This window comes from Gemmatimonas sp. (assembly GCF_036405635.1).
Lineage (GTDB): Bacteria > Gemmatimonadota > Gemmatimonadetes > Gemmatimonadales > Gemmatimonadaceae > Gemmatimonas.
Window position 1 is genome coordinate 1 of record NZ_DASWXE010000174.1, and the last position, 21,711, is coordinate 21,711.

A 21,711-nucleotide genomic window follows, 5' to 3' on the forward strand; every position below is an offset into this window, starting at 1 on the left:
CTGGATCGCGTCGAGAATGAACGGATCGTATTCCTGATGCGACGCAGCACCCTCACGACCCGCAATGACCTGCCGAGCGAGCGGTCCGACCTCGAGCGGAATCGCCCCCTTGCCCGGCACGTCGTACCGCGGGGACTTGGCCCACGAATACTTGCCCTGCTTGTGCCCTTCGAGTGGGTCGATGGGGTCGGTCTCGCCCTGCCACGGATGCAGCGACTTGTCGCCGCGATAGAACGAATGCGCGGTGTCTTCGCGCACGTTCAGGTGATCAAAGTCATGGAATGACGAGCCGTCGTAGATGCCCGCACGGCTCATGAGGGCATCGTTGCGGCCTTCGACGGTGGGACGCTCGTACAGCTTGGGATCGAAGAACGTCCCCGTGGCGAGGAAGGCGCCCACACCCTGGCCGTACTTGTCGAGACCCGCGCGCTGGGCGAAGCGGATGAAGAGGCCACAGTCGGAGTTGCGCTGCGATTCGTTTTCTTCCGCCCAGGCCAGCATGTCGTTCCAGCTCTTGATCTCCATCCAGCGATCGATGGAGCAACCCAGCCACTGCTTCTCGAGCCACTCGCGCCGCCACATGTCCAGAATGGCGATCGAGCGCGTCACGTCGGAGAGCGAGGGCGCGCACATCACACCGCCCGGGATCATGAAGCTCGAGTGCGGCCACTGGCCGCCGAAGATCGCGTACACTTCCACCGGCTTGGCGGAGAGTGTCACGCCCGGCTCGAAGCTCGTGCCGACAAACGGCGCAAAACGCTTTACGACTTCGTCGTACTCCGGCAGGTGCGCGTACTTCTTGTTGATCAGGTCCACCGCGAACAGCGCGTAGAACCAGCGCGGAATGGACAGCAGTGTTTCGCACGCCTGCGCGATGTTGCGAATGAGCGTGGCATTGTGCGGCAGGTGCGTCTTCCATGCGGTGTCGAGTGCATAGGACGCCTTGTACAGATGCGAGCCGCCGCAGATGCCGCAGATGCGCGGCGTGACGATGAGACCGGCCTGCGGATCCTTACCGCGCAGGATGATCTCGAACCCGCGGAACATGCTCGCTTCGGTCCATGCATCAGTGACGACGCCGTCGCGGATCGTCACGCGCAGGTCGAGGTCGCCCTCCACGCGCCCGAGTGGGCTGATGCGCAGGTCGGAGGGCATGGGCTGAGTCGCCGTGGCCATGGTAGATGTGCTCGAGAAGTGGGAAGATGAGGGAGTGATGGCGGCTCAGACGACGAACATGTCTTCCTTGGTCCACTTCGGTGCCGCGATGCGTGCGGCGGCCGCATGGGCCATGTACGACACATGGTCGGTGCCGGTGGGCACTTCCTTCGGGATGGTGCCACTCACCTTCTGCGTCTTGAACACCGTGCCGGGCTTGAGATCGTGGAACGGGAATTCGGGCTCGGTGCAGCCGGTGCAGGGCATGCCGGCGCGTGTCTTCGACGACTGCCGGTTCCAGAGAATGCGATTGCACGGCGAGTGCGTCATCGGGCCGCGGCAGCCGAGTTCGTAGAACAGACAACCCTGACGCGTGCCCTGACCGAACTCCATGGTGCTCTGCTTGTATTCGAAGTACTGCACACGTGTGCAACCGGTCTGCGTGAACGTCTTGAAGAACGTCTGCGGACGCTGCAGGTCATCGAGTGCGATATCACCGGCGCGACCGGCGGCGATGGCCACCAGGATCTGCGTGATCCAGTCCGGGTGCGTCGGGCAACCGGGGATGTTCACCACCGGGAGCCCCCACTTGGAGCGAAAGTCACTGCCCAGGAAGCCGCCGTGCTTCCGCTTGAGGTACTGCAGGCCGATGTTGTCCACCGGATTGGGCTCGGTGGCCGGGATGCCGCCCCAGCACGCACAATCGCCCAGCGCCACCACCGCACCTGCGTGCGAGGCAATTTCCTTCACCCAGTCCTTCATGGGCCGGTCGGCAAACATGTTGAAGCGACCGGTGTTGTTGGGGCCCATGATGACGGTACCCTCGAACACGAAGATGTCGAGCTGCCGCTTGCCGGAGGCGAGATCGTTGAGCATCTGCACCACGGGCTCGCCCATCTCGTAGCCGAGCGAGGGATGCCAAAGGATATCGATACCGAAGTCGGTCACGAGATCGCACGCGCTCGGCTCTTCGGCGTTGAGGAAGGACATCGTGTTGCCGGAACACGCGCCACCCTGCAGCCACAGCACCGTTGCCATGTGGGAGAGTCTCCGGGGGAGCAGCCGGACGAACCGGCGGGGAGTGGAAAGGGAGGGAGGAGCCCAACCGCATGCTGCTGCGGTGGATCGGTGTCACAATGCGAACGGCAGCGGTGCGCAACAATAGCAAGAACTAGGTAGGCACCTGTCTGCCGTGGCGTCTCATGAGGGTGTCTGCAGCACGATCAATCCGCGGCTGGCCGCGATGCGCACCAACTCCACCTGGTTGTGCACGTTGAGCTTCTGCATGAGGTTGGCGCGATGCCGAGTCGCGGTGTGCGGCGAGATGTTCAGCGCCTCGGCTACCGCGCCCGTGGTGAGCCCATTCGCGATGAGTTGGAGCACTTCGCGCTCGCGTGCCGTGAGAGAGACAGGACGCAGACGCGACTCCTGGAGCTGGGCCCGGTCGATGGCGGCGGCGAGATAGCGTTGACCGCGCAGCACACTCTCGATGGCGAAGAACAGTTCGTCATCCATCGAGTCCTTGAGCAGATAGCCGTCGGCCCCGGCGCTCAATGCCTGCCCGACCAGATGGGACTCGTCGTGCATGGACAGCACAAGCACGCGTGTGGTGAGTCCCCGTGCACGCAGGCGTCGCAGTGTCTCGAGTCCGTCGATGCCCGGCATGTTGAGATCGAGGATCACCAGATCGGGGCGCTCGGCTTCGATAAGCGGAATGGCTGTCTCCCCACTACCGGCTTCCCCCACCACGTCGTGCCGTCCATCGAGCCGGAGCAGCACGGCCAGTCCGCGGCGCACCAGCGCATGATCGTCCACCAGCACCACGCGCGTGCGCGTCGTCATGCCTGTGGTCATGCCAGTGGCAACTGCACGGACACGGTGGTGCCCGCACCGGGGTGACTGGCCACTTCGCAGTGTCCGCCCAGTTGATGCGCGCGTTCTGCGATGCCACGCAATCCAAGCCCGGACTGGGGGCGTGCCGCGTCAAAGCCGCAGCCGTCGTCGCTGATGCGCACCAGCAGGTGCTGCGATGTCTCACCGACATTCACCCGTACGGCAGTGGCACTGGCATGCGCGGTCACGTTGGTGAGCGCCTCCTGCACGATGCGAAACACCGCCGTCTCCTGCAGCGGATAGCGGCGGGCATCGAGGCCGTCGACCTCGAGGTGCACGGCAAAGCCGCCACGCTGTTCGGTGTCGTGCACGAGTTGGGCGAGCGCCGCGGCGAGTCCGTGCTGATCGAGCGCCGGTGGACGGAGGCGACGCGCCAGTTGCCGAAAGCGTGCCGTGGCCTGGTTCACCTGCAAACGCAGCTCGTCGAGCGGGGCGCGCACATGGGGCGCGTCCGCTGGCAGGACCCGTGCCAGCACTTGCAGGGCGAGCTTCACGCCGACCAGCGCCTGACCGGCTTCATCGTGCAGCTCGCGGGCGATGTGCTGACGTTCTTCTTCAATACGATCGGCGTGCAGCGCAAACAGCTGGCGCACTTCGGCGTTTTTGGCGGCCAACGCCGTCACCAGGCGCGAGTTCTCGATGGCCATCGCAGTCGTATCGGCCAGCGCCTCCAGGAACGACGCATCGTTCCAGGTGAATGGCGCGCGCTCGGCGGTGCGGTGCAACTCGAGAAAGCCAACGACCTGATGTGATGCATCGCGCAACGGCACGCACACCGCGTGATGCACGCTGTCGTTCTTCACGAGTTCATGATCGCGCGCCGGGTCGTGCGGATAGTCGGCTGTGAGATAGGCGAATTCATGATCCAGCACGCGGCCAGGCACACCTTCACGTCGCGCCCATCTTCGTGGGAGGCGTCGCCAGGTGCCCTGGCTCCAGTAGCTGTTGCACACCAGCACCGTCTCGCCCTGCTCGGCAACGCTGGTGAGTCCTGCATATCCGCCATCGGCCTTGAGGAACCGTGCCGCGTGCTCGACCATCTCCTGCACCAGCGCTTCGGGCTCCCGGTGCCGGTGCACCGAGCCGGAGAACGCGAGCAACGACTCCATGCCGTTCGACCATTCGGCCAGTCGCGCCAGAAGCTCGGCCCGGTCGACAGCCACCGCCAACTGTTCGGCGACGATAGCGAGCGCGCGTTGCAGCGTGCCGTCGAAGGTGTGTTCCGCCGCCGACGCCACCAGCAATACCGCCACCGGGTGTCCGGCATGGTGTGCCACCGGAGTGGCAATCACACTGCCCCATCCCAGCATCTGCGGCGCTACGCAGGTACCCGGAATCACATCCTGCGCCTCGTTGCTCAGCAACGGTTCGCGACGAGCGGCGGCGGTGTGCATGATCGCGCGCGCAGTGCGCGTGGACTGCCGTTCGGGGAGTGGGACACTGCCCACCAGCGCCGTCACGTCTCCCTCATGCACCGTACCGATCGCCACGAGCGGAGACGACAGGACTCTCGCCATCGACGCGCACAAGGCTTCACGCAGCGCCGTGCCATCGGGCTCGCGTGCAAGCACGGAGGCCGCTACCGCGACCAGTTCGAGCGCGCGGCCCTCTTGTTCGGGAGGCGTACGAATCACGCGAACGAGTGTGGCGGAACTACTCGGCCACTGCTGCCAGCGTGATACCGGCGGCACGGGCTGCTGCGCGCTGTGCCGCCCACTCGTGGCGTCGGGCGTCGAGCAGCGCGAGCCACTCATCGAGTCCGGCCCCCGTGCGCGTGGAGCATGCCATCACCGGCATGCCGGGACGCACCGATGCGATGGAGGCTTCGGCCGCTTCGCGATCGAATTCGCAGGCTACCGCGAGATCGGACTTGGTGATCATCGCGATATCGGCGGAGTTGAACATCGTCGGGTACTTGAGCGGCTTGTCTTCGCCCTCGGTCACCGAAAGCAGCACCAGGCGCAGTGCCTCGCCCAGATCGTAGGACGCGGGGCACACGAGATTGCCCACGTTTTCCACGAACAGGATATCGGTGGCTTCAAGATCCCACCCCTCGAGATGTGCTTCAATCATCTCGGCTTCGAGATGACAGCGTCCATGCGTGTTGATCTGCCGCGCCGGCGCTCCGCTGCGGGCCAGACGTTGCGCGTCGTTGTCTGTCTCGAGATCACCGACCAGCGCCGCCACGCGCACTCCGCGCTGATGAAGCGCGGTGAGCGTCCACTCGAGGAATGCCGTTTTTCCGGTCCCGGGACTGGACACGAGGTTCACGACAAAGACGCCGGCCGCTTCAAAGCGGGATCGTAGTCCGCGGGCCAGTTCGTCGTTCTTGCGAAGGATGCCGGCACGCACTTCGACGATGCGGGTCGTTGGCATGGTGGACGTCATGCAGAAATCTCCGGAGCCTGGGCCGACAGCATCACGGCGTGGTCGGCAGCGTCGGGCACAGTGGATCTATCATCATCCACCTCGAGACCCGTGAGGTCCAGCTCGCGCCCTCGTCGGATGTCACCGCTCGGCGTATCACACACTGGACAGCGGAATCGATTGACTCCCGGCAGGTCGTGTGTCGCATCGCAAGGTGCGCAATGAATGGCGATCGGAATATCCTCAATCACCAACCGCGATCCCGCCAGCCGCGTGCCTTCCGCCACGAGCTCGTACGAGAACAGCAGCGCGCCCGGCTCGATGCCGGAGAGTCGACCAACTGCAAGATATACAGCACGAACGGAAGCGGCGCCCAGCCGACGCGCTTCCGCGTCGGCCACTTCGACGATGTTCTGGGCGATCGACAGTTCGTGCATCGTGTAACGGTCAGCGCGCGAGCTTCTGGCCGTACGCCTTCGACGCGTGCAACGCAAAGTCGATGGCCCGATTCACATCGGGATCACGCAGCGCCTTGAGTAGCCCGAACACGCCGATTGGCTTGGCCGCTGCCCGCGCCGCCCGTGCTTCTTCGTACGATTCGGCTGCCGAACGACCGATGGTACCCAGCACTTCGACGGTCTGAGGTTCGAGCATGCCGGAACGCACCAGCGTTTGACCAGCCGTCACCAGCGTGGGCAGCGCCGCGAGCAGCTCCTTGAGCTTCTCGAAATCGGGTTGCGCGGAGTGCTTGAGCTCTTCGACATCGGCGGAGAGCGCCGTGGCGATGTGGTCCCCGCGGCGCAGCAGGCCGTCGATCGCTTCGAGCGTGAACGCGGCCAGTTCGAGTCGATCGAGTACGGCTTTCACGGCTTCGATGGTCTTGTCTTCGCCAAGACGTTCGATCAATCCCGAATCAATGAGTCGCTGAAATCCCGGTGTGGCCGAAACGTCGGCGAGTTGCACGCCAACGCGGGCGAGTTGTGGAATGCGACTGATGACCTCACCGGTGGCCGTGTCATCGCCGGTCAGGCGCTTCATGTCAGCGACGCTTTCTGCGACGCTTTCGGCCACCACGTTGGCGCGATGCAGAAAACCGTCCAGCGCATCGGCCACAAAGGCGATGACGTCGAGACGATCGAGCAGGCGATTCAGTGATTCGACGGTTTTTTCTTCCGACAGGCGGGCCAGCAGCTGCTCCTGGGCAGCGCTGGAGGCGGAAGGCAAGGCGGTCCCCATGCAGTCCCTCCGTAAACGGGGTCGGGGTGAGGTGCGGCTACGTTATGTGCCGATCGCGCCGAGTGTTATGGCAAGATCATGCTATTTCCCGTGACCTCGCTCTCCGACGACGTTCTTGGTCATGCTGTTCCCCGCCGTGCAACCCAACCCTGTTCGATGCGAAGTGCGACGCGGTGACACGCGTTGGCGTGTGGTCGTGCGCCTGAGAGGGACGGTTCAGGGTGTGGGATTTCGTCCATACGTGCACCGTCTGGCCACCCGGTTCGGGCTGGACGGGTTGGTTCGCAATGTCGGCGATGGCGTGGTGGTGGAGCTCGAAGGCGATCGTGACGCGGTGGAACAGTTTCTTGCGGCGCTGGTGCCCGGGGCGCCGCGCGCCGCGCGCATCGAAGACGTGCAGCTCGAGCACGCAGCACCGCATGGACTGCACGGTTTCCATATCGAGGAGAGTCGCGATTGGCACCCGGAAGGGCGGGCTGTGGCGCCCATCCCGCCCGATCTTGCCACCTGCGACGACTGCTGGCGTGAGTTCAACGATCCCGACGATCGACGGTATCGCTATCCGTTCCTGAACTGCACGCAGTGCGGGCCGCGCTACACCATCGTCACGGGGGTCCCATATGACCGGATCCGCACGACCATGCAGCGCTTTGCCATGTGTGGTGCGTGTCAGGCCGAATACGATGATCCGGCGCACCGACGGTTCCATGCGGAACCCAATGCGTGTCCGTTGTGTGGGCCGCAGCTGGCGTGGCGTACTGCGCACTCGGATGCCTCAGATACGGGTGAACACGCTCTGCAGGCGGCGCTCCAGGTGCTTGCCGACGGCGGTGTCATCGCGGCCAAAGGAATTGGTGGATACCATCTGCTGTGTGATGCACGAAACGCTGACGCGGTCGCGCGACTGCGGGAGCGCAAGCAGCGCCCCCACAAGCCATTCGCGGTGCTGATGGATTCATTGGCCACGCTCGGCGGGTTCGCCGTGGTCACACCAGCCGCTGCTCGGATGCTGGAATCGCCGGCCCATCCGATCGTGCTGGTCTCTCCGCGTGATGCAGCGGCCGCCAAGGCACCAGCCAAAAATGTGGCGCCCGGGCTCGACCAGTTGGGGGTGATGCTGCCGGCGTTTCCGCTGCACGCGCTGCTCGCGGCACATGGGCCCCTGGTGTGCACCAGCGGGAACCTCACCAGCGAACCGATGGCCTGGCGTGACGACGATGCCATGCAGCGTCTTTCGTCCTTGGTGGACGGATTTCTACTCCATGATCGCGAGATCGTTGTCCCGTGTGATGACTCGGTCGTGCAGATCGGCGACGGTGGTGAGGAGCAGCCGATCCGGCGGTCACGGGGATATGCGCCATATCCGATGGATGTTTCCCGCTCGATGCCAGAGACGCTCGGGCGTTGTGCGTCGGTGTCGGCGCTGGCAGTCGGGGCTGAGCTCAAGTCCACCGCGGCGTGGTTGTCGGATGGACAAGTCACCCTGTCCAGTCACATTGGCGACGTGGGCAGCCCGGAAACATTCGACGCCCTGCAGCTCGCCACGCGACAGCTGGCCGCCATGCACGGCCGTGCATCCGAAGTCGTCGCGTGTGATCTCCACCCGGACTATCACTCGTCGCGGTGGGCCGCTGTATATGCGCGCGAGACGGGTGCCGCACTGGTGCGCGTACAGCACCACCATGCCCATCTCGCCTCGCTGCTTACCGAACACCAACTGCCTGGGAACGCGCCCATTCTGACGTGTACGTTCGACGGCACGGGGTGGGGCACCGATGGTACGGTCTGGGGTGGCGAGATGTTGTTCGGCGATTGCACCGGCTTCGATCGTGTGGCGTCGCTTGTCCCCTTCCCGCTGGCCGGCGGTGATGCGGCGATCCGTCAGCCGCTGCGCTGCGCTTTGGGGCTGTTGCATCGAAACGGGTACGCTCTGAAAGCACTGCACGACACGGCAGCACACTTCACGGCGTGGACCGTTCTAGGCAGCGACGCCCAGCGTCTGATGACGTCGCAGCTGCAGCGCAACGTGGGCTGTGTGGAAACCAGCAGCATGGGACGCCTGCTCGACGCCCTGGCGGTACTGTGTGGAGGCCCGTCCCTTGTCACGTATGAAGGGCAGGCCGCGATGCTGTTCGAGGTAATCGCCCGTCGGTATCGTGGCACGCACATGCGGCCTGGATATGTCATCGATGTTGTGGAGTGCGCCCGTGTGGCGGGCTCCGGCATCACGCACCCCCCTCGCTGGCGTCTCGACCCGGCGCCGCTGCTACGTGCAGTGTTGCGGGACATGCGGGTCGTTACCGCAGGCCAGGCGAGCCTGGATTGGGCGCAGGCGGACATCGCTGATGCCATCGCCCCGGTCGCCTGGCATGTGCACGATGCGGTGGCGCAAGTCGTGGCCACCGTTGCGCACCGCTTCGCCGGCGAACAGCCCATCCGACAAGTGGGACTCACCGGTGGTGTCTTTCAGAATCAACTGCTCACGACGCTCACGACCGCTGCGCTCGACGCACACGGGCTTGGTGTGCTCACGCATCGTCTCGTGCCCTGCAACGATGGCGGACTGGCACTGGGACAGGCGTTGATCGCTGCACACAGCGCGACCCGCACGGTCAACCATCCGCACAGCTCGCGATCCACCTCTCACCTGTACGGTGAACGTTCATGACCTCGCTATTGCTCTCTGCCATCGGTGTCGGATTCGTGGTGGGCTTCCGTCATGCCTTCGAACCCGACCACCTCGCAGCGGTCACCACACTCGCCACACGCGAGGGTGGCCTGCGTGGCGCGGCGCGGCTTGGTGTGTCGTGGGGGCTCGGACACACGGCCAGCGTCGCCGTGGTGGCGTTGGTACTCATCGCCCTCGATGTACAGGTACCTGATCGATTCTATGCGGTGGCCGAGTTGGGCGTGGCATTCATGTTGCTCGTGCTCGGTGTGGGTTCACTGGTGGCCGAGTCACGGCGTCACCGCAATGCGCTTGGGCAGCCCCATCGACTGGCGCACGCTCATCATGCGCATCACCAGCACGCCGCACCTGTGTTGCTGGGTCTCAAGGCGCAATTGCGCGCGCTGGGCTTTGGGGTGCTGCACGGATTGGCCGGTAGCGGCGCCGTGATCGTGCTCATCATTGCCGCGGCGCCGGGGGCACGCGATCGCACGTTCTACCTGCTCGCGTTTGGTGTGGGCACCGTGGTTGGCATGTCATTGGTGTCGGCCCTGTCAGGTGCCACCACCACGCTCGCCGGTCGTCGCCATACCGCAGTTGTTCACTACCTGCGACTCGGCGCCGCCATGCTCAGCGTGGCGGTGGGCCTCATGCTGGGCAGCGGTGTGATCAGGGAGTGGTGACCGGCCGCGCCTGCATCCACTTCACCCGCGAATAGACCACATCAAATCCCGCCCGCTGGGAATTCTTCTGTGAGGTGCTGCCGGGTGCAGTGGCCATCATGGCCAGATCACAGCCGGCATCGGCAGCGAATTGCAACCGTGCGTCGAGCAGGGCACGCTGCGCACCACGCCCCCGTGCCGAAGGAATGGTGCTGGCCCCCGCCAGCAAAGCCACGCCCTCGTGCAGGTGCAACGCGCCGGCCGCCACCGCTCGGCCTTCGAGTTCAGCCACAAAACAGTGGGTGTCCGCAGCCCGCGCATTGATACGCCCCAGGGCCCGAATGAACGGCACCAGTTCGGCGCCTTCACTGCTCCAACCTTCGGCCGACACATCGGCCCAATGGTCGGCGGCGTCCGCCGTTGTGCGTCGCACGACAAGATCACCGGCCCCAGCGTCCCGGTGTGAATCTCTGGACAGGGGCTGACACAGCACCTGAGACCACTCCACCGGCTGGTAGCCGCGTGCGCCGAGCAGCGCGAGCACACCCGGGTCGGCCATCACACACACTTCATGCATCACTTCGGTGCCGTGTGTGCCGAAGAACTGCTCCAGCGACTCGAACTGACGCGCGGTGGCATCGGCAAACAGACCCAGCCCGAATGTCTGGGTGAGTGGTGAACCAACGCCGTCGAACATGGCCCACGTGCCGTCCACGTCCTGCCATATCGCACCAATCTCGGGCGAGAGGACAGCGCGGGCATCGACGAATGCGGCATTGGCGTGGGCTTCGCACCGTTCGAGACGGCGGGCGAGCGCGCGATCGCTGAGCATGGGCAGGTCTGCGTTTCGGGTCATGGTTCTATATTCACCTCATGATCCTGCTTCGTGTCACCCAGAGCCTCGACAGCGCCGCGCGTGCCGCGTCCGCTGTGGAAGCGCCTGCGCCGTATTCAGGCGGCGGGCTGCCCAAGGGTGGCATCATGATCGTCATCAGCATCGCGCTGTATGTGCTGCCCACGCTGCTGGCGTGGAAGAGTGGCCATCGGCGCGTTGGCAAAATTGCCTTAGTGAATCTGCTGCTGGGCTGGACCGTGATCGGCTGGATCGCGGCGATGGTCATGATGTACATCTACACGCCGCCGCCGGATGGTGAGGTGGACGTGCCGCACACACCGGGGCAATAGCTCAGTGACTATGTGGAGCCGTCAGCGTCCGTATGTCGCGACCAGTCCGGCGAGTCGGGTGGTGATGGAAGGCGTCACCTGATCCCATGAAAAGCGGAACCCCCAGTTGCCTGCCATGCGTCCTGGCATGTTCATGCGCGCGGCGCTGCCAAGTCCGAGCACATCCTGCATCGGGACCAGCGCTGTATTGGCGACCGACGCGAAAACGGCGCGCATGAGCGACCAGTGCATCTCACGGCCGTCGCAGTCGAGATAGCGGAGCGCGAACGCCTTCTCCCGCGCCACGTCATCGGCGAGACGCGTGGAATCGCCGTCGCCGGTGGAGGACCACCAACCCATCGTGGTGTCGTTGTCGTGCGTGCCGGTGTACACCACGCGATTGCGCACGAGACGATGTGGCAGGAACTCCGATGCCGGATCGGCGAAGGCAAACTGCAGGATGCTCATGCCGGGGAAGTCGTACTGATCGCGCAGCAGCTCGACCTCCGGCGTGATGAGGCCAAGATCCTCGGCCACAATCGGCAAGTCACCCAGGGCATCACGCATGGCATCGAACAGCGCCGCACCGGGGCCCATGCGCCACACACCATTGATGGCCGTCTCGGCGTCTCCCGGCACTTCCCAGTAGGCTTCGAAACCGCGGAAGTGATCGAGACGGATCATGTCGAACTGCGTGAGCGCCGCGCGCATGCGTTCGATCCACCAGGCGAATCCGGTCTCGCGTGATCGTGACCATTCGTAGAGCGGATTGCCCCACAGTTGGCCCGTTTCGCTGAAATAGTCCGGCGGTACACCGGCCTGCGTCTCGAGCGATCCATCGTCACGCAGCGCAAACAGATGGCGATGGGCCCACACATCCGCCGAATCGTGCGCGACATAGATGGGCACATCCCCCATCATCGCAATGCCGGCAGAGCGACAAGCCTGATGCAGCGACGTGTACTGCTGATGAAAGACAAACTGCTCTTTGTACGTACGCGCGATGTCGGCTGCGTGTGAGGCGCGCCATGTAGCCAGCGTCTCTGGATCGCGCAGTGCGAGCGGGGGACTCCATGACGTCCACGCGGCGAGATCGTGCGCGCGCTTGATGGCCATGAAGAGCGCGTAGTCGGGCAGCCAGTGCTGCTGCTGTCGCACGAATGCTTCGATGTCGTCGTCGAAAGGCAGGCCATCCAGCCAGGTCGCGAGTGCGGCGCGTTTTGCATCCGCGACAGCAGCAAAGTCGACGGCATACGTCGGGAATGTGCCCTGCCATCCGGGGATATGGATCAGCAGCGGATTGCCCGCGAAGGCGGAGAAGCACTGGTATGGTGAGTCGCCGTAGCCAGTCGGACCCAGTGGCAGCACCTGCCAGATCTTCATGCCCGTGCGGGCAAGCCAATCCACGAAGCGGTGCGCTTCAGGACCAAGATCACCGATGCCACCGGCGCCGGGGAGGGACGAGGGGTGCAACAGGACACCAGCGGCGCGGGGAAACGGCATGACTGGAAGCTCGTTGGTGTTCCGGGGCCTCGCCAGCGGTATGGAACGGCTTCCGTGCCGGTTCCGTGCCGCTTCCGACACTTGGCCGGCGCGGTAACGTACAGCCAGCATGAATTCTCTCTTCGTTTTTCTGTCGGCCGCGGCGCTGGCCGCGATGCTGCAACCGCCCGCTTCGCGCGCAACCAAGCCCGCCGCTCCGAAGCAGCCTCCGGCATCTCCTGCGACCTCGTCAGCAGCGGTCGCATCGACTGATGCCGATGCGCCAGCCACGGCGGCAGCCGTGTTGCTCGCCGCTGATCGCGCGTATGCGGCAGCCGGACGCGCCCGCTCCATGCGCGAATCACTCGAGGCGATGTTCACGGCCGGTGTGATGATGCCCGGGCCACGCGGTCAGGTGCTCACCGGCAAGTCGGCTGTGCTTGATGCACTCGGCAGCACCGGAGATTCCACGGCGCGCGCCACGTGGACGCCCATTCGTGTAGGTCTTTCGGCGGATGGTCTCCACGGCTTCACGGTGGGATTCATGATGACAGCGCGTGCCGACGGCAGCCGCGGTCAGTACAAGTATCTCGCGTACTGGGTGCGGGACAGCGCGGAGAGCAGCACGCCCTGGCGTGTGGCGGCGTGGCGTCGTCGGCCGGTCGACAGCACGGCGACCATCGACTCCACGATGCTGTCTCCACTGCTGCCGGCACGTTTGCAGCTTCCGCGTCGCGACGCCGCCACGCTGGGCAGTCTGCGCAAGGGACTGATCGATGCGGAGTCAGGCTTCTCGGATGAAGCACAACGGGTGGGTGTGGGCGCGGCGTTCGCGGCGCTGGGCACGGAAGAATCGCTCAATGTCGGCCCCATCACCGAAGGGCGCTTTACCCGTGGCGCGGGCGCGATCGCGCGCGTCGTCGCGGCGGGCCAGCCACTCGATGCGCCAAGCACCATCGTATGGGGTGCTGATACGGCGCTGGTCGCGTCCAGCGGCGACCTGGGCATCACGTTCGGTGTCATTCGCCCCAAATCTGCGTCGGCAGGTCAGCCTGTTCCGGGCACATCGTTCTTCACCATCTGGCGTCGCGCCACGCCCACGTCGCCCTGGCGATACGTCGCCGAATAGCCGGACATTCGGTGGTCCAGTCGGCACCCGCATGACATGAGCAACACACCGCAGAAGCCTGCCACGGGATCCTCACGCGCCCGCTACCGCGAGTTCGTTCGCCAGTATGCGGACGGCACGCTGGGCGATCGTGCGCGCGAGGATGGAGAAGGCGGTGAGCGAAAGCGCGCCGAGTCGAGGGAAGACAGCGGCGCACACGCGAAGAAGGGCTGGCGTGCCAAACTGCTGACGGGCAAGCGTAGCGACTACCTGCGTGACTATCTGCGCTGGCTGGCGCCGCACCGCGGACGTCTGTCCATTGTTTGCGCGCTGGCGCTGCTGTCGGCCGCCGCCCAGTCGGTGGAGCCGCTGTTCATGCGGTTCATTGTGGACCGCGTGTTGCTCGCCGACATTCCGGCCGCCATCAAGACCTCGCGTCTCAACATGGCCGGCGCGGGGTTCCTGCTGCTCGTCGTCATCTCGGCGTTCATCACCATCGCCAAGGACTACACGCAGCGCATTCTCAATGTGAAGGTGGTGCTGTCGCTGCGACGCGCCATCTTCGATCGCTTCATGCGCCTGCCGCTGCCCACGCTGTGGAACATGAAGACGGGCGGCCTGCTGTCGCGCCTGTCAGGGGACGTGGAGACGACGAGCGGCCTGTTGCAGATGGCCATCATCTCGCCGTCCATCTCGGTGGTGAAGCTGCTCATGGCCATGGGCGTGCTGCTTTCGCTCAACTGGCGCCTGGCACTCACCGCGCTGGCCGTGATCCCGGGCGCAATGTTCATGAGCTTCACGTTCGCCAAGCGCATTCGTCCCATCTATCGCGTGGTGCGCCACGACTCCGAGCAGATCGACGGGCGAGTGGGCGAGGCGTTCAGCGGCATCCGCGTGGTGCGCGCGTTCCGGCAGGAAACGCGTGAGCTGCTGGCCTACATGCAGGGCCGTCACACCGTGCTGCGCAAGGAACTGTTTGCGAGCCGTCGTGAGCTGGTGCTCTGGACATCGTGGGGATTGCTCATTGCCATCGTGAACGTCGTCATCGTGTGGTACGGCGGCCATCTCGCACTGCGTGGCAATGCCTCGGTGGGCGACATCTTTGCCTTTCAGTGGTACACGTTCCTGCTGATGGGGCCCGTCTGGAACATCGTGAACTCCTTCAGCGAGATGCAGCGCGCACTCGCGGCCATGGAGCGCGTGTTCGAAATCCTGGGCATGGCGCCTGACAAGCCCGATGTGCCGGGTGCAGCCTTGTCTCCCGATGTCATCGACGAAATCCGTTTCGATCACGTGACGTTTGCCTATCACGAAGGCAAGCCGGTTTTGCACGACCTCGATCTCGTCATTCCGGGTGGCACGGTGGTTGCCCTCGTGGGGCGCAGTGGAGCCGGCAAGACCACCGTGACCGATCTCGTCGCGCGGTTCCACGATCCCACCACGGGCGCCATTCTCGTGAATGGCGTGGATATCCGGCAGATGCGCCTCGCGAGCTACCGGTCACGCCTCGCCATCGTGCAGCAGGAAGTGTTCCTGTTCGACGGCTCGGTGCGGGACAACATCGCGTACGGTCGTCACGATGCGAGCGAAGCCGACATCCTGAGCGCGGCTCGTCGGGCCAATGCACACGAGTTCATCGAGCGCCTGGTGAATGGCTACGACACGGTAGTGGGCGAGCGCGGTGTGAAACTGTCCGGCGGACAGAAGCAGCGTCTGGCCATCGCCCGGGCCATCCTCGCCGATCCGCAGTTGCTCATTCTCGACGAAGCAACCAGTAACCTCGACACCGAAAGCGAGCAGCTCATTCAGGCGTCGCTCGCCGATCTGGTCACGGGCCGCACCACATTCATCATTGCGCACCGATTGTCGACCATTCGGCGCGCAGATCTCATTCTGGTCCTGCAGGATGGGCGCGTGATGGAACAGGGCAACCACGACGCGCTCATGGAACAGGACGGACTCTACGCGTCGATGGTGCGTCGACAGGATGCGGGCATGATCGACGACCTCGACGCGTTCATGCCGTCGGCTTCACCATCCGCGGCGCATACTTCTCCAGATCCCGTCCCATCGTGAGCGTTGCCAGGACCAGCACGGCGCTGATGAGAAACGGTGTGGGCTGACCCAGCGAGTCGTAGGCCGCACCCAGAATCACCGGGAACGCCACGCGCGTGATGCCGCCGTACGTCTGCTGTACGCCCATGTACAGGCCTCGCTCGGTGCTGCTCACCACGCGGGACAGCATCGCGGTTACACACGGGAACGTGAATGCGGTGCCCAGCGGCAGCATGCCCACCGCCAGCGCCAGCGTGACGTAGTCGTGTGACAGCGACACGCCGGTGAGACCCACGGCGAGGAACACGACACCAATCCGACTGAGTCGTGGTTCGCCCACGCGATCCACCAGCCGACCCAAAATGAGCGCGCGCACCACCACGCTCAGCACACCGATGTACATGAAGAAGTAGCCGATCGTGTCGGCTGTGACGCCGAAGCGCCAACCCAGAAACAGCGCAAGAATGGCCGTCGTGCCCTGAAACGCGCCGATGGCGATGGCATAGATCAGGATGAGGCGCGACGCGGGCTCGCTGGGATGCGAGATCACGCGGAGCACGGCCTCGCGCGACGTGCGCCGCACCGGCTTGCTGCCATCGGCGGCCAGGCCACCGGGCTTTCTGATCTCGTTCAGATACTTCCGCGCGAACGCCATGTTCACCACACACAACGCGGCCGCCACGAGGCCGGGCGTGTGCGGACTCCAATGCTGCACCCAGCTGCCGATGACGGGACCCAGCGCCACACCGGCGTTCGTCGCCGCAGAGAGCCAGCCGAGGCTCTTGGCACGATCTTCGGGGCGCGTGGCGTCGGCCACATATGCCTGAATGACGCTGACCGTGCCACCACCCGCGCCCTGCACGATGCGCGAGAGGAACAGCAGCCACAGACTGTCAGCATAGGCGAACACCACGTACGCGACGGCGCTCGCGCCGAGACCCACCATCAACGCGGGGCGTCGGCCGTAGCGATCGCTGAAACGCCCCCACAGTGGGGCACTGAGGAGCTGCGCCACACTGAAGGAGCTCACCAACAGACCCACGACAAATCCGCCAGCGCCCAATTTCTCGGCGTAAAACGGCAGCAGCGGCAGGATCATCAACAAGCCAAGCATGTCGATGAATGCCGTAACCATCAGCACGGTCAGCTTGCCGAAGGCGGTCTTCCCGCCGTCGGCTGGCAACTCGTCGTCGATATGGGGCCCAGGCGTGCCGGGCGTTGATGCGGAGGGAGGGGGTGAGGCGGGAGAGTCGGACATTCGTGCTCGCCGATGCGAGCGGACAGGAGGGAGAGCTAGTCGGTCTTGCCGAGTGCGGCGGGGGCGACGCTGCGCCCCACGACACCCGCGAGGGCGATGATCGTGAGCAGGTAGGGGATCATCTCGACGAACTGGCTCGGAATGAGCTGGGCACCTTGCAGTTGGATCTGCAGTGTTTCGGCGGCAGCGAAGAGAACGCAGGCAACAGCGACGCGCACCGGTTCCCAGCGTCCGAAGATCACGGCGGCCAGGGCGATGAAGCCACGGCCTGCCGTCATGCCATCAGTGAACTGGTGCTGGTCGAGCGCGAGGTAGGCACCACCCAGGCTGGCCAGTGCGCCGGCGATGAGCAGCCCACGGAAGCGCAGCGGGGCCACCGCCACGCCAAGCGAGGCCGCAGCCTCGGGCTTTTCACCAACCGCGCGCACGCGCAGTCCAAAGGGCGTGTGATACAGCACCCATCCGAGTACCGGCAAGGCGGCCAATCCGATCCATACCACCGGGTTTACAAAGCTGGCGAGCATGGCGTTGCTGATGCCCTCGCCGCCAAATCCCGGGACGCGCGGCGAGTTGCTGGCACTGTCGAAGACGAGGCGCAGAAAGAACCGGGTGCCGGCGACGACCACCAGATTGATGGCCACGCCCACCACGACCTGGTTGGCCTTGAAACGCAGTGTGGCCACGGCCAGCACGCTGGTCACGATGGCACCGGCCACCAACGCCCCGATGAGGCCGAGCCACGGCGAGTTGCCGTAGTAGCTGCCCAGTGCTGCCCCGAAGGCGCCCGAGAGCATGAGCCCTTCGAGACCAAGTGCGATCACGCCCACCCGTTCCGACATGACACCACCCGCTGCAGCGAGCAGGTACGGAATGGCGATGCGAATGGTCTGCAGCAGGAACATGAGGGCGATCATGCCACGCCCTCCGTGCGCGCGCCGCGCAACGTGTTGGCCGCCCGGGCTGCCGCCGCACGCAACTGCTTTTGTACTTCGGGTACGGCGGTGGCCACCGCGAGAATCACCACCGCGGTGAGGATGTCTGTGAGCTGCTTGGGCACGATGGCATTCACGGCGAGCCCGCCCTGCGACAGCGTGGCGAACAGCAGCGCCGATGCGAGAATGCCGATGGGATGGTTGCGACCCACCAGCGCCACGGCGATGCCCAGAAAGCCGGCGCCGCCTGCAAAGCCGTCTTCATAGTAGCCCTTGTAGCCCAGCACGAAGTTCACGCCGCCGAGGCCGGCCAAGGCGCCCGACAGGGCCATCGTCACCAGCAGCACGCGAGGTACGCGTACGCCGCCGTATTCGGCGGCGTCGGGCTGCAATCCCACCGCGCGCAATTCATAGCCGCTGCGGGTGTGAAACAGGTACCACCACGCGGCGGCGGCGGCGAGCACCGCGAAGAGCAGTGTGAAGTTGGCAGCGCTGCCGCGGAACATCGCGAACGCATCGGCCAGGCGCGGCACCATGCCACTGCCGATTTCTGGCGTGTGCAACGTTTCCGGCACGTGCAGCTTGGCCGACACCAACCAGTTGAGCAGCGCCAGCACGATGAAGTTGAGCATGATCGTCACGATCACTTCACTGGCGCCGAATCGAGCCCGCAGGGCACCCGGCACCGCGCCCACACCGGCGCCGGTGAGCATTGCGGCGAGGACGCAGATGGGCACCGCGATGATGCCCGGCACCCCGGACGGCAACAACAGTCCCACCACGGCGGCACCAAAACCGCCCGCGGCGAGCTGTCCTTCCGCGCCCACGTTGAACAATCCCGCCCGCGCCGCCAGCGCGAAGGCCAGGCCGGTGCAGGTGAGCGTGGTGGTCTTGTACAGCACCTGCCCGATACCGTAGGCGTTGCCCCACGTCCCCTTCACGAGCAACGAGAATACCGCGGCCGGCGCTTCGCCAAACGTGAGAATGAGCAGATCGCCCACCACCGCCGCGATGCACAGCGCCACGATGGGCGGCAGCACCGCTTCCCAGATGCCGCGATCGACGCGCGTAACCGTACTCATGCTGCCGCTCCTGTCATGAACGGTCCGAGCAACTCGGCGCTGCATGCCGCGCGCGGCAGCACCGTCGCAAACCGGCCACCGTACATCACCGCAATGCGATCGGAGAGCGCCAGTACCTCGGTGAGGTCGGCGCTGATGAGCAGAATGCCCTTGCCTGCATCACGCGCCGCCCGCAGTTGCGCATGAATGAACTCGATGGCGCCGACGTCCACGCCGCGCGTGGGCTGCGCCGCCAGCAACACGCTGAAGGCGCGCCCCATCTCGCGGGCAATCACGATCTTCTGCTGATTGCCACCCGACAGCGCGCGTGCCGCCAGCGCCGGCATCGGGGGGCGAATATCGAACCGCGCGATTTGCTCCTTCGCATTCGCATCGATGCCCGCGTGATCCAGCTTGCCGCGCGTCGCAAAGTGATGCTGCCGCCCGAGGATGAGATTCTCGGCGATGGAGTAGTCGAGTACCAGTCCGCGACGATGACGATCCTCGGGAATGTGCGACAGGCCACGATCGGCTCGCTCGCGCACCGACAGCGCATCGAAAGACTGACCCGCCAGCTCGATGCGGCCGCTGCGTACGCCACGGAGTCCGGCAATGGCTTCGAGCAGTTCGGTCTGGCCGTTTCCTTCCACGCCGGCAATGCCGAAGATCTCACCCGGACGGATGTCGAACGACAGATCGTTCACGGCCGCGAGGCCGCGATCGGACGACACGTTCAGGCCGCTGATGCGCAGGGCCGGCGCGCCCGAAGGAGCCGCGATTTCTGCAACCGCCGCATCGCCTGCCACTTCAACGCCAATCGCTTCGAGGTGCAGTGCAACATCGCGCCCCACCATCGCCCGCGCGATATCACGCGGCGTGACGCCCTGCGTGGGAAAGCGCGAGACCGTCGTGCCGGCGCGCATCACGGTGATGTTGTCTGATACGGCGATTACTTCGTCGAGCTTGTGGGTGATCAGCACCACCGTGCCCCCGTCGTCGCGGAGTGCGCGCAGTACGGTCCACAGTTCCTGCACCTCGGGCGGCGACAACACCGCCGTAGGCTCGTCGAGAATGAGAATCTTGGCGCCGCGATAGAGCGTCTTGAGAATCTCCACGCGCTGCGCCTCACCCACCGATAGGTCGGCCACCTTGGCGTGCGGATCCACATGCAGTCCACACTTGCGGCACAGCGATTCCACCTCGAGGGCGGCGCGGTGCAGGTCCACACGCAGGCCGTTCTTCGGTTCCACGCCCAGCACCACATTCTCGGCCACGGTGAGCGTGGGCACGAGCATGAAGTGCTGGTGCACCATGCCCACACCCGCCGTGATGGCCTCGGTGGTTTTCCAGCCGGTGACGTCGCGGCCGTTCACTTCCACCGAACCCGCATCTGGCGCGTACAGGCCGGCCAGTACGCGCATCAGCGTGCTCTTGCCGGCGCCGTTCTCTCCTACGAGCGCGTGAATCTCGCCCGTGGCCACGTCGAGCGACGCATCACGGTTGGCCACCACGCCGCCAAACGTCTTCACGACACTGCGCATGCAGATGGCGAGCGGCTGCTGCGCCGGCAGGGGAGCGCTCATCACCGGCCTCCGCGCGTGCTGGGCACCTTGATGCGCCCGTCGATGATCCTGGCCGTGAGCGAGTCGAGCGTCACCCGCACGCTGTCGGGAATGAGCGCCTTGTTGTTGTCGTCGTAGACATAGCCCACGCCCTTTTCGGCCAGCCCGAATTGCTGCACGCCACCGGTGAACGTGCCTTCCTTCACCGCCTTCACGGATTGGTACACCGATTCGTCGATGCCTTTCACCATGGACGTGAGCACAAAGCCCGGCGCTTCGCTGTACTGATCGGCGTCCACACCAATGGCGAGCTTGCCCGCCGTGCGTGCCGCTTCGAACACGCCAAGACCCGTGGAGCCTGAGGCATGGAAGATCACGTTGGCGCCCTGGTTGTACATCGACAGCGCCATTTCCTTGCCGCGCCCCGGATTGCGAAAGGCCTCGGGTGTCACGCCGGCATAGTTCACGATGACATCGCAGTCGGGGCAGACATGCTGCACACCCGCTTTGTACCCGGCTTCGAACTTGTGAATGAGCGCGATGTCCATGCCGCCCACGAAGCCCACTTTCTTGCTCTTGCCCACCAGCGCCGCGAGGGCGCCCACGAGGAACGACCCTTCCTCCTCGCGGAACTTGAGCGCCTTGAGGTTGGACGGCAGCGGCAACGGATTGCCCGCTTCATCGGTGGGCAGCGAGAGATCCACGTCGGCAAAGCGAACGTTCGGATACTCCTTGGCCAGCGGCAGGATGTCGTCGGTGAAGATGAAGCCGACGCCGATCACGATGTCCATGCCTTCTGCGGCCAGGAGGCGCAGACCGGCTTCACGATCGGAGCCATCCCCCGGCTCGATGTACGTCACGCGCGCACCAAGTTCTTTTGCCGCACGCATACCACCCAGGTATGCGCCGTCGTTGAAGGACTTGTCACCGCGGCCTCCGACATCGAAGACGATGCCCACATCGAGGCCCTCGGTGGTGTCGGCGACCGTGGCCCCGGAGGGCCGGACGGTGAGCAGCGCGAGATGGGCGAGGAGGAGCGCCCCGATCAGGAGGAGGGTACGGCGCATGGCACCGAAGGTTCGCCGTCGAACACGCTCTCGGGAAGGGC

Annotated in this window: 19 protein-coding genes; 5 read left to right on the forward strand and 14 right to left on the reverse strand. The window is 65.0% G+C overall.

Features of this window, described 5'->3' with window-relative positions:
• The 7 genes from VGE27_RS13805 to VGE27_RS13835 form a co-directional block, all read right to left on the reverse strand.
• Positions 1-1,176 (reverse strand): nickel-dependent hydrogenase large subunit (locus VGE27_RS13805; protein WP_331050250.1); only part of this gene is annotated, 1,176 nt, incomplete at its 3' end.
• 45 nt (positions 1,177-1,221) lie between these two features.
• Positions 1,222-2,193 carry a hydrogenase gene (locus VGE27_RS13810; RefSeq protein ID WP_331050251.1) on the reverse strand — a complete coding sequence of 324 codons (972 nt, stop codon included), beginning with the start codon at positions 2,191-2,193 and terminating at the stop codon, positions 1,222-1,224.
• A 162-nt stretch (positions 2,194-2,355) separates the two neighbouring features.
• Positions 2,356-3,009, reverse strand: a complete 654-nt coding sequence (locus VGE27_RS13815) for a response regulator transcription factor (RefSeq protein ID WP_331050252.1) — start codon at positions 3,007-3,009, stop codon at positions 2,356-2,358.
• A complete protein-coding gene (locus VGE27_RS13820) occupies positions 3,006-4,682 on the reverse strand; it encodes a GAF domain-containing protein (RefSeq protein ID WP_331050253.1) in 1,677 nt (558 codons plus the stop codon). The genes VGE27_RS13815 and VGE27_RS13820 overlap by 4 nt, the downstream gene beginning before the upstream one ends.
• A gap of 19 nt (positions 4,683-4,701) precedes the next feature.
• Complete coding sequence (hypB, locus tag VGE27_RS13825; protein ID WP_331050254.1) at positions 4,702-5,436, reverse strand: hydrogenase nickel incorporation protein HypB; 735 nt, start codon at positions 5,434-5,436, stop codon at positions 4,702-4,704.
• Complete coding sequence (locus tag VGE27_RS13830) at positions 5,433-5,852, reverse strand: hydrogenase maturation nickel metallochaperone HypA (RefSeq protein WP_331050255.1); 420 nt, start codon at positions 5,850-5,852, stop codon at positions 5,433-5,435. The genes hypB and VGE27_RS13830 overlap by 4 nt, the downstream gene beginning before the upstream one ends.
• A 10-nt stretch (positions 5,853-5,862) precedes the next feature.
• Positions 5,863-6,651 (reverse strand): DUF1641 domain-containing protein, encoded by a 789-nt coding sequence (locus VGE27_RS13835; RefSeq protein WP_331050256.1) that lies wholly within the window; start codon positions 6,649-6,651, stop codon positions 5,863-5,865.
• A 121-nt stretch (positions 6,652-6,772) separates the two neighbouring features.
• On the opposite strand from VGE27_RS13835, the gene hypF reads away from it, so the two are divergent.
• Both hypF and VGE27_RS13845 read left to right on the forward strand, forming a co-directional pair.
• On the forward strand, positions 6,773-9,319 hold the full coding sequence (gene hypF, locus VGE27_RS13840; RefSeq protein WP_331050257.1) for a carbamoyltransferase HypF: 2,547 nt from the start codon (positions 6,773-6,775) through the stop codon (positions 9,317-9,319).
• The gene (locus VGE27_RS13845; protein WP_331050258.1) at positions 9,316-10,002 is read left to right on the forward strand and encodes a hypothetical protein; all 687 of its coding nucleotides are present in this window, start codon (positions 9,316-9,318) and stop codon (positions 10,000-10,002) included. Before hypF ends, VGE27_RS13845 begins: the two co-directional genes overlap by 4 nt.
• Here the strand turns inward: VGE27_RS13845 and VGE27_RS13850 are convergent.
• Positions 9,989-10,837 (reverse strand): GNAT family N-acetyltransferase, encoded by an 849-nt coding sequence (locus tag VGE27_RS13850; protein WP_331050259.1) that lies wholly within the window; start codon positions 10,835-10,837, stop codon positions 9,989-9,991. The genes VGE27_RS13845 and VGE27_RS13850 overlap by 14 nt on opposite strands.
• A 17-nt stretch (positions 10,838-10,854) precedes the next feature.
• On the opposite strand from VGE27_RS13850, the gene VGE27_RS13855 reads away from it, so the two are divergent.
• Positions 10,855-11,166 (forward strand): superinfection immunity protein, encoded by a 312-nt coding sequence (locus VGE27_RS13855; RefSeq protein WP_331050260.1) that lies wholly within the window; start codon positions 10,855-10,857, stop codon positions 11,164-11,166.
• 21 nt (positions 11,167-11,187) lie between these two features.
• On the opposite strand, the gene malQ is transcribed toward VGE27_RS13855, so the two are convergent.
• Positions 11,188-12,648 (reverse strand): 4-alpha-glucanotransferase, encoded by a 1,461-nt coding sequence (gene malQ, locus VGE27_RS13860; protein ID WP_331050261.1) that lies wholly within the window; start codon positions 12,646-12,648, stop codon positions 11,188-11,190.
• A gap of 109 nt (positions 12,649-12,757) precedes the next feature.
• Between malQ and VGE27_RS13865 the strand changes: the two genes are divergently transcribed.
• Together VGE27_RS13865 and VGE27_RS13870 are read left to right on the forward strand one after the other, a co-directional pair.
• Positions 12,758-13,756, forward strand: a complete 999-nt coding sequence (locus tag VGE27_RS13865) for a hypothetical protein (protein ID WP_331050262.1) — start codon at positions 12,758-12,760, stop codon at positions 13,754-13,756.
• A gap of 36 nt (positions 13,757-13,792) precedes the next feature.
• Positions 13,793-15,811: an ABC transporter ATP-binding protein gene (locus tag VGE27_RS13870; protein WP_331050263.1), complete on the forward strand. Its 2,019-nt coding sequence runs from the start codon at positions 13,793-13,795 to the stop codon at positions 15,809-15,811.
• Here the strand turns inward: VGE27_RS13870 and VGE27_RS13875 are convergent.
• Genes VGE27_RS13875 through VGE27_RS13895 form a run of 5 tightly spaced genes read right to left on the reverse strand, consistent with a single transcriptional unit; the run spans position 15,753 to position 21,670 of the window.
• Entirely contained in the window at positions 15,753-17,048 is a 1,296-nt protein-coding gene (locus VGE27_RS13875) for an MFS transporter (RefSeq protein WP_331050264.1), read from the reverse strand. The two genes, VGE27_RS13870 and VGE27_RS13875, sit on opposite strands and share 59 nt — an antisense overlap.
• A 35-nt stretch (positions 17,049-17,083) precedes the next feature.
• Entirely contained in the window at positions 17,084-17,962 is an 879-nt protein-coding gene (locus VGE27_RS13880; protein WP_331050265.1) for an ABC transporter permease, read from the reverse strand.
• Complete coding sequence (locus tag VGE27_RS13885; protein ID WP_331050266.1) at positions 17,959-19,062, reverse strand: ABC transporter permease; 1,104 nt, start codon at positions 19,060-19,062, stop codon at positions 17,959-17,961. Before VGE27_RS13885 ends, VGE27_RS13880 begins: the two co-directional genes overlap by 4 nt.
• Positions 19,059-20,624 carry an ABC transporter ATP-binding protein gene (locus tag VGE27_RS13890; protein ID WP_331050267.1) on the reverse strand — a complete coding sequence of 522 codons (1,566 nt, stop codon included), beginning with the start codon at positions 20,622-20,624 and terminating at the stop codon, positions 19,059-19,061. The genes VGE27_RS13885 and VGE27_RS13890 overlap by 4 nt, the downstream gene beginning before the upstream one ends.
• Positions 20,624-21,670 (reverse strand): BMP family ABC transporter substrate-binding protein, encoded by a 1,047-nt coding sequence (locus tag VGE27_RS13895; RefSeq protein WP_331050268.1) that lies wholly within the window; start codon positions 21,668-21,670, stop codon positions 20,624-20,626. The genes VGE27_RS13890 and VGE27_RS13895 overlap by 1 nt, the downstream gene beginning before the upstream one ends.
• Positions 21,671-21,711: the final 41 nt, after the last annotated feature.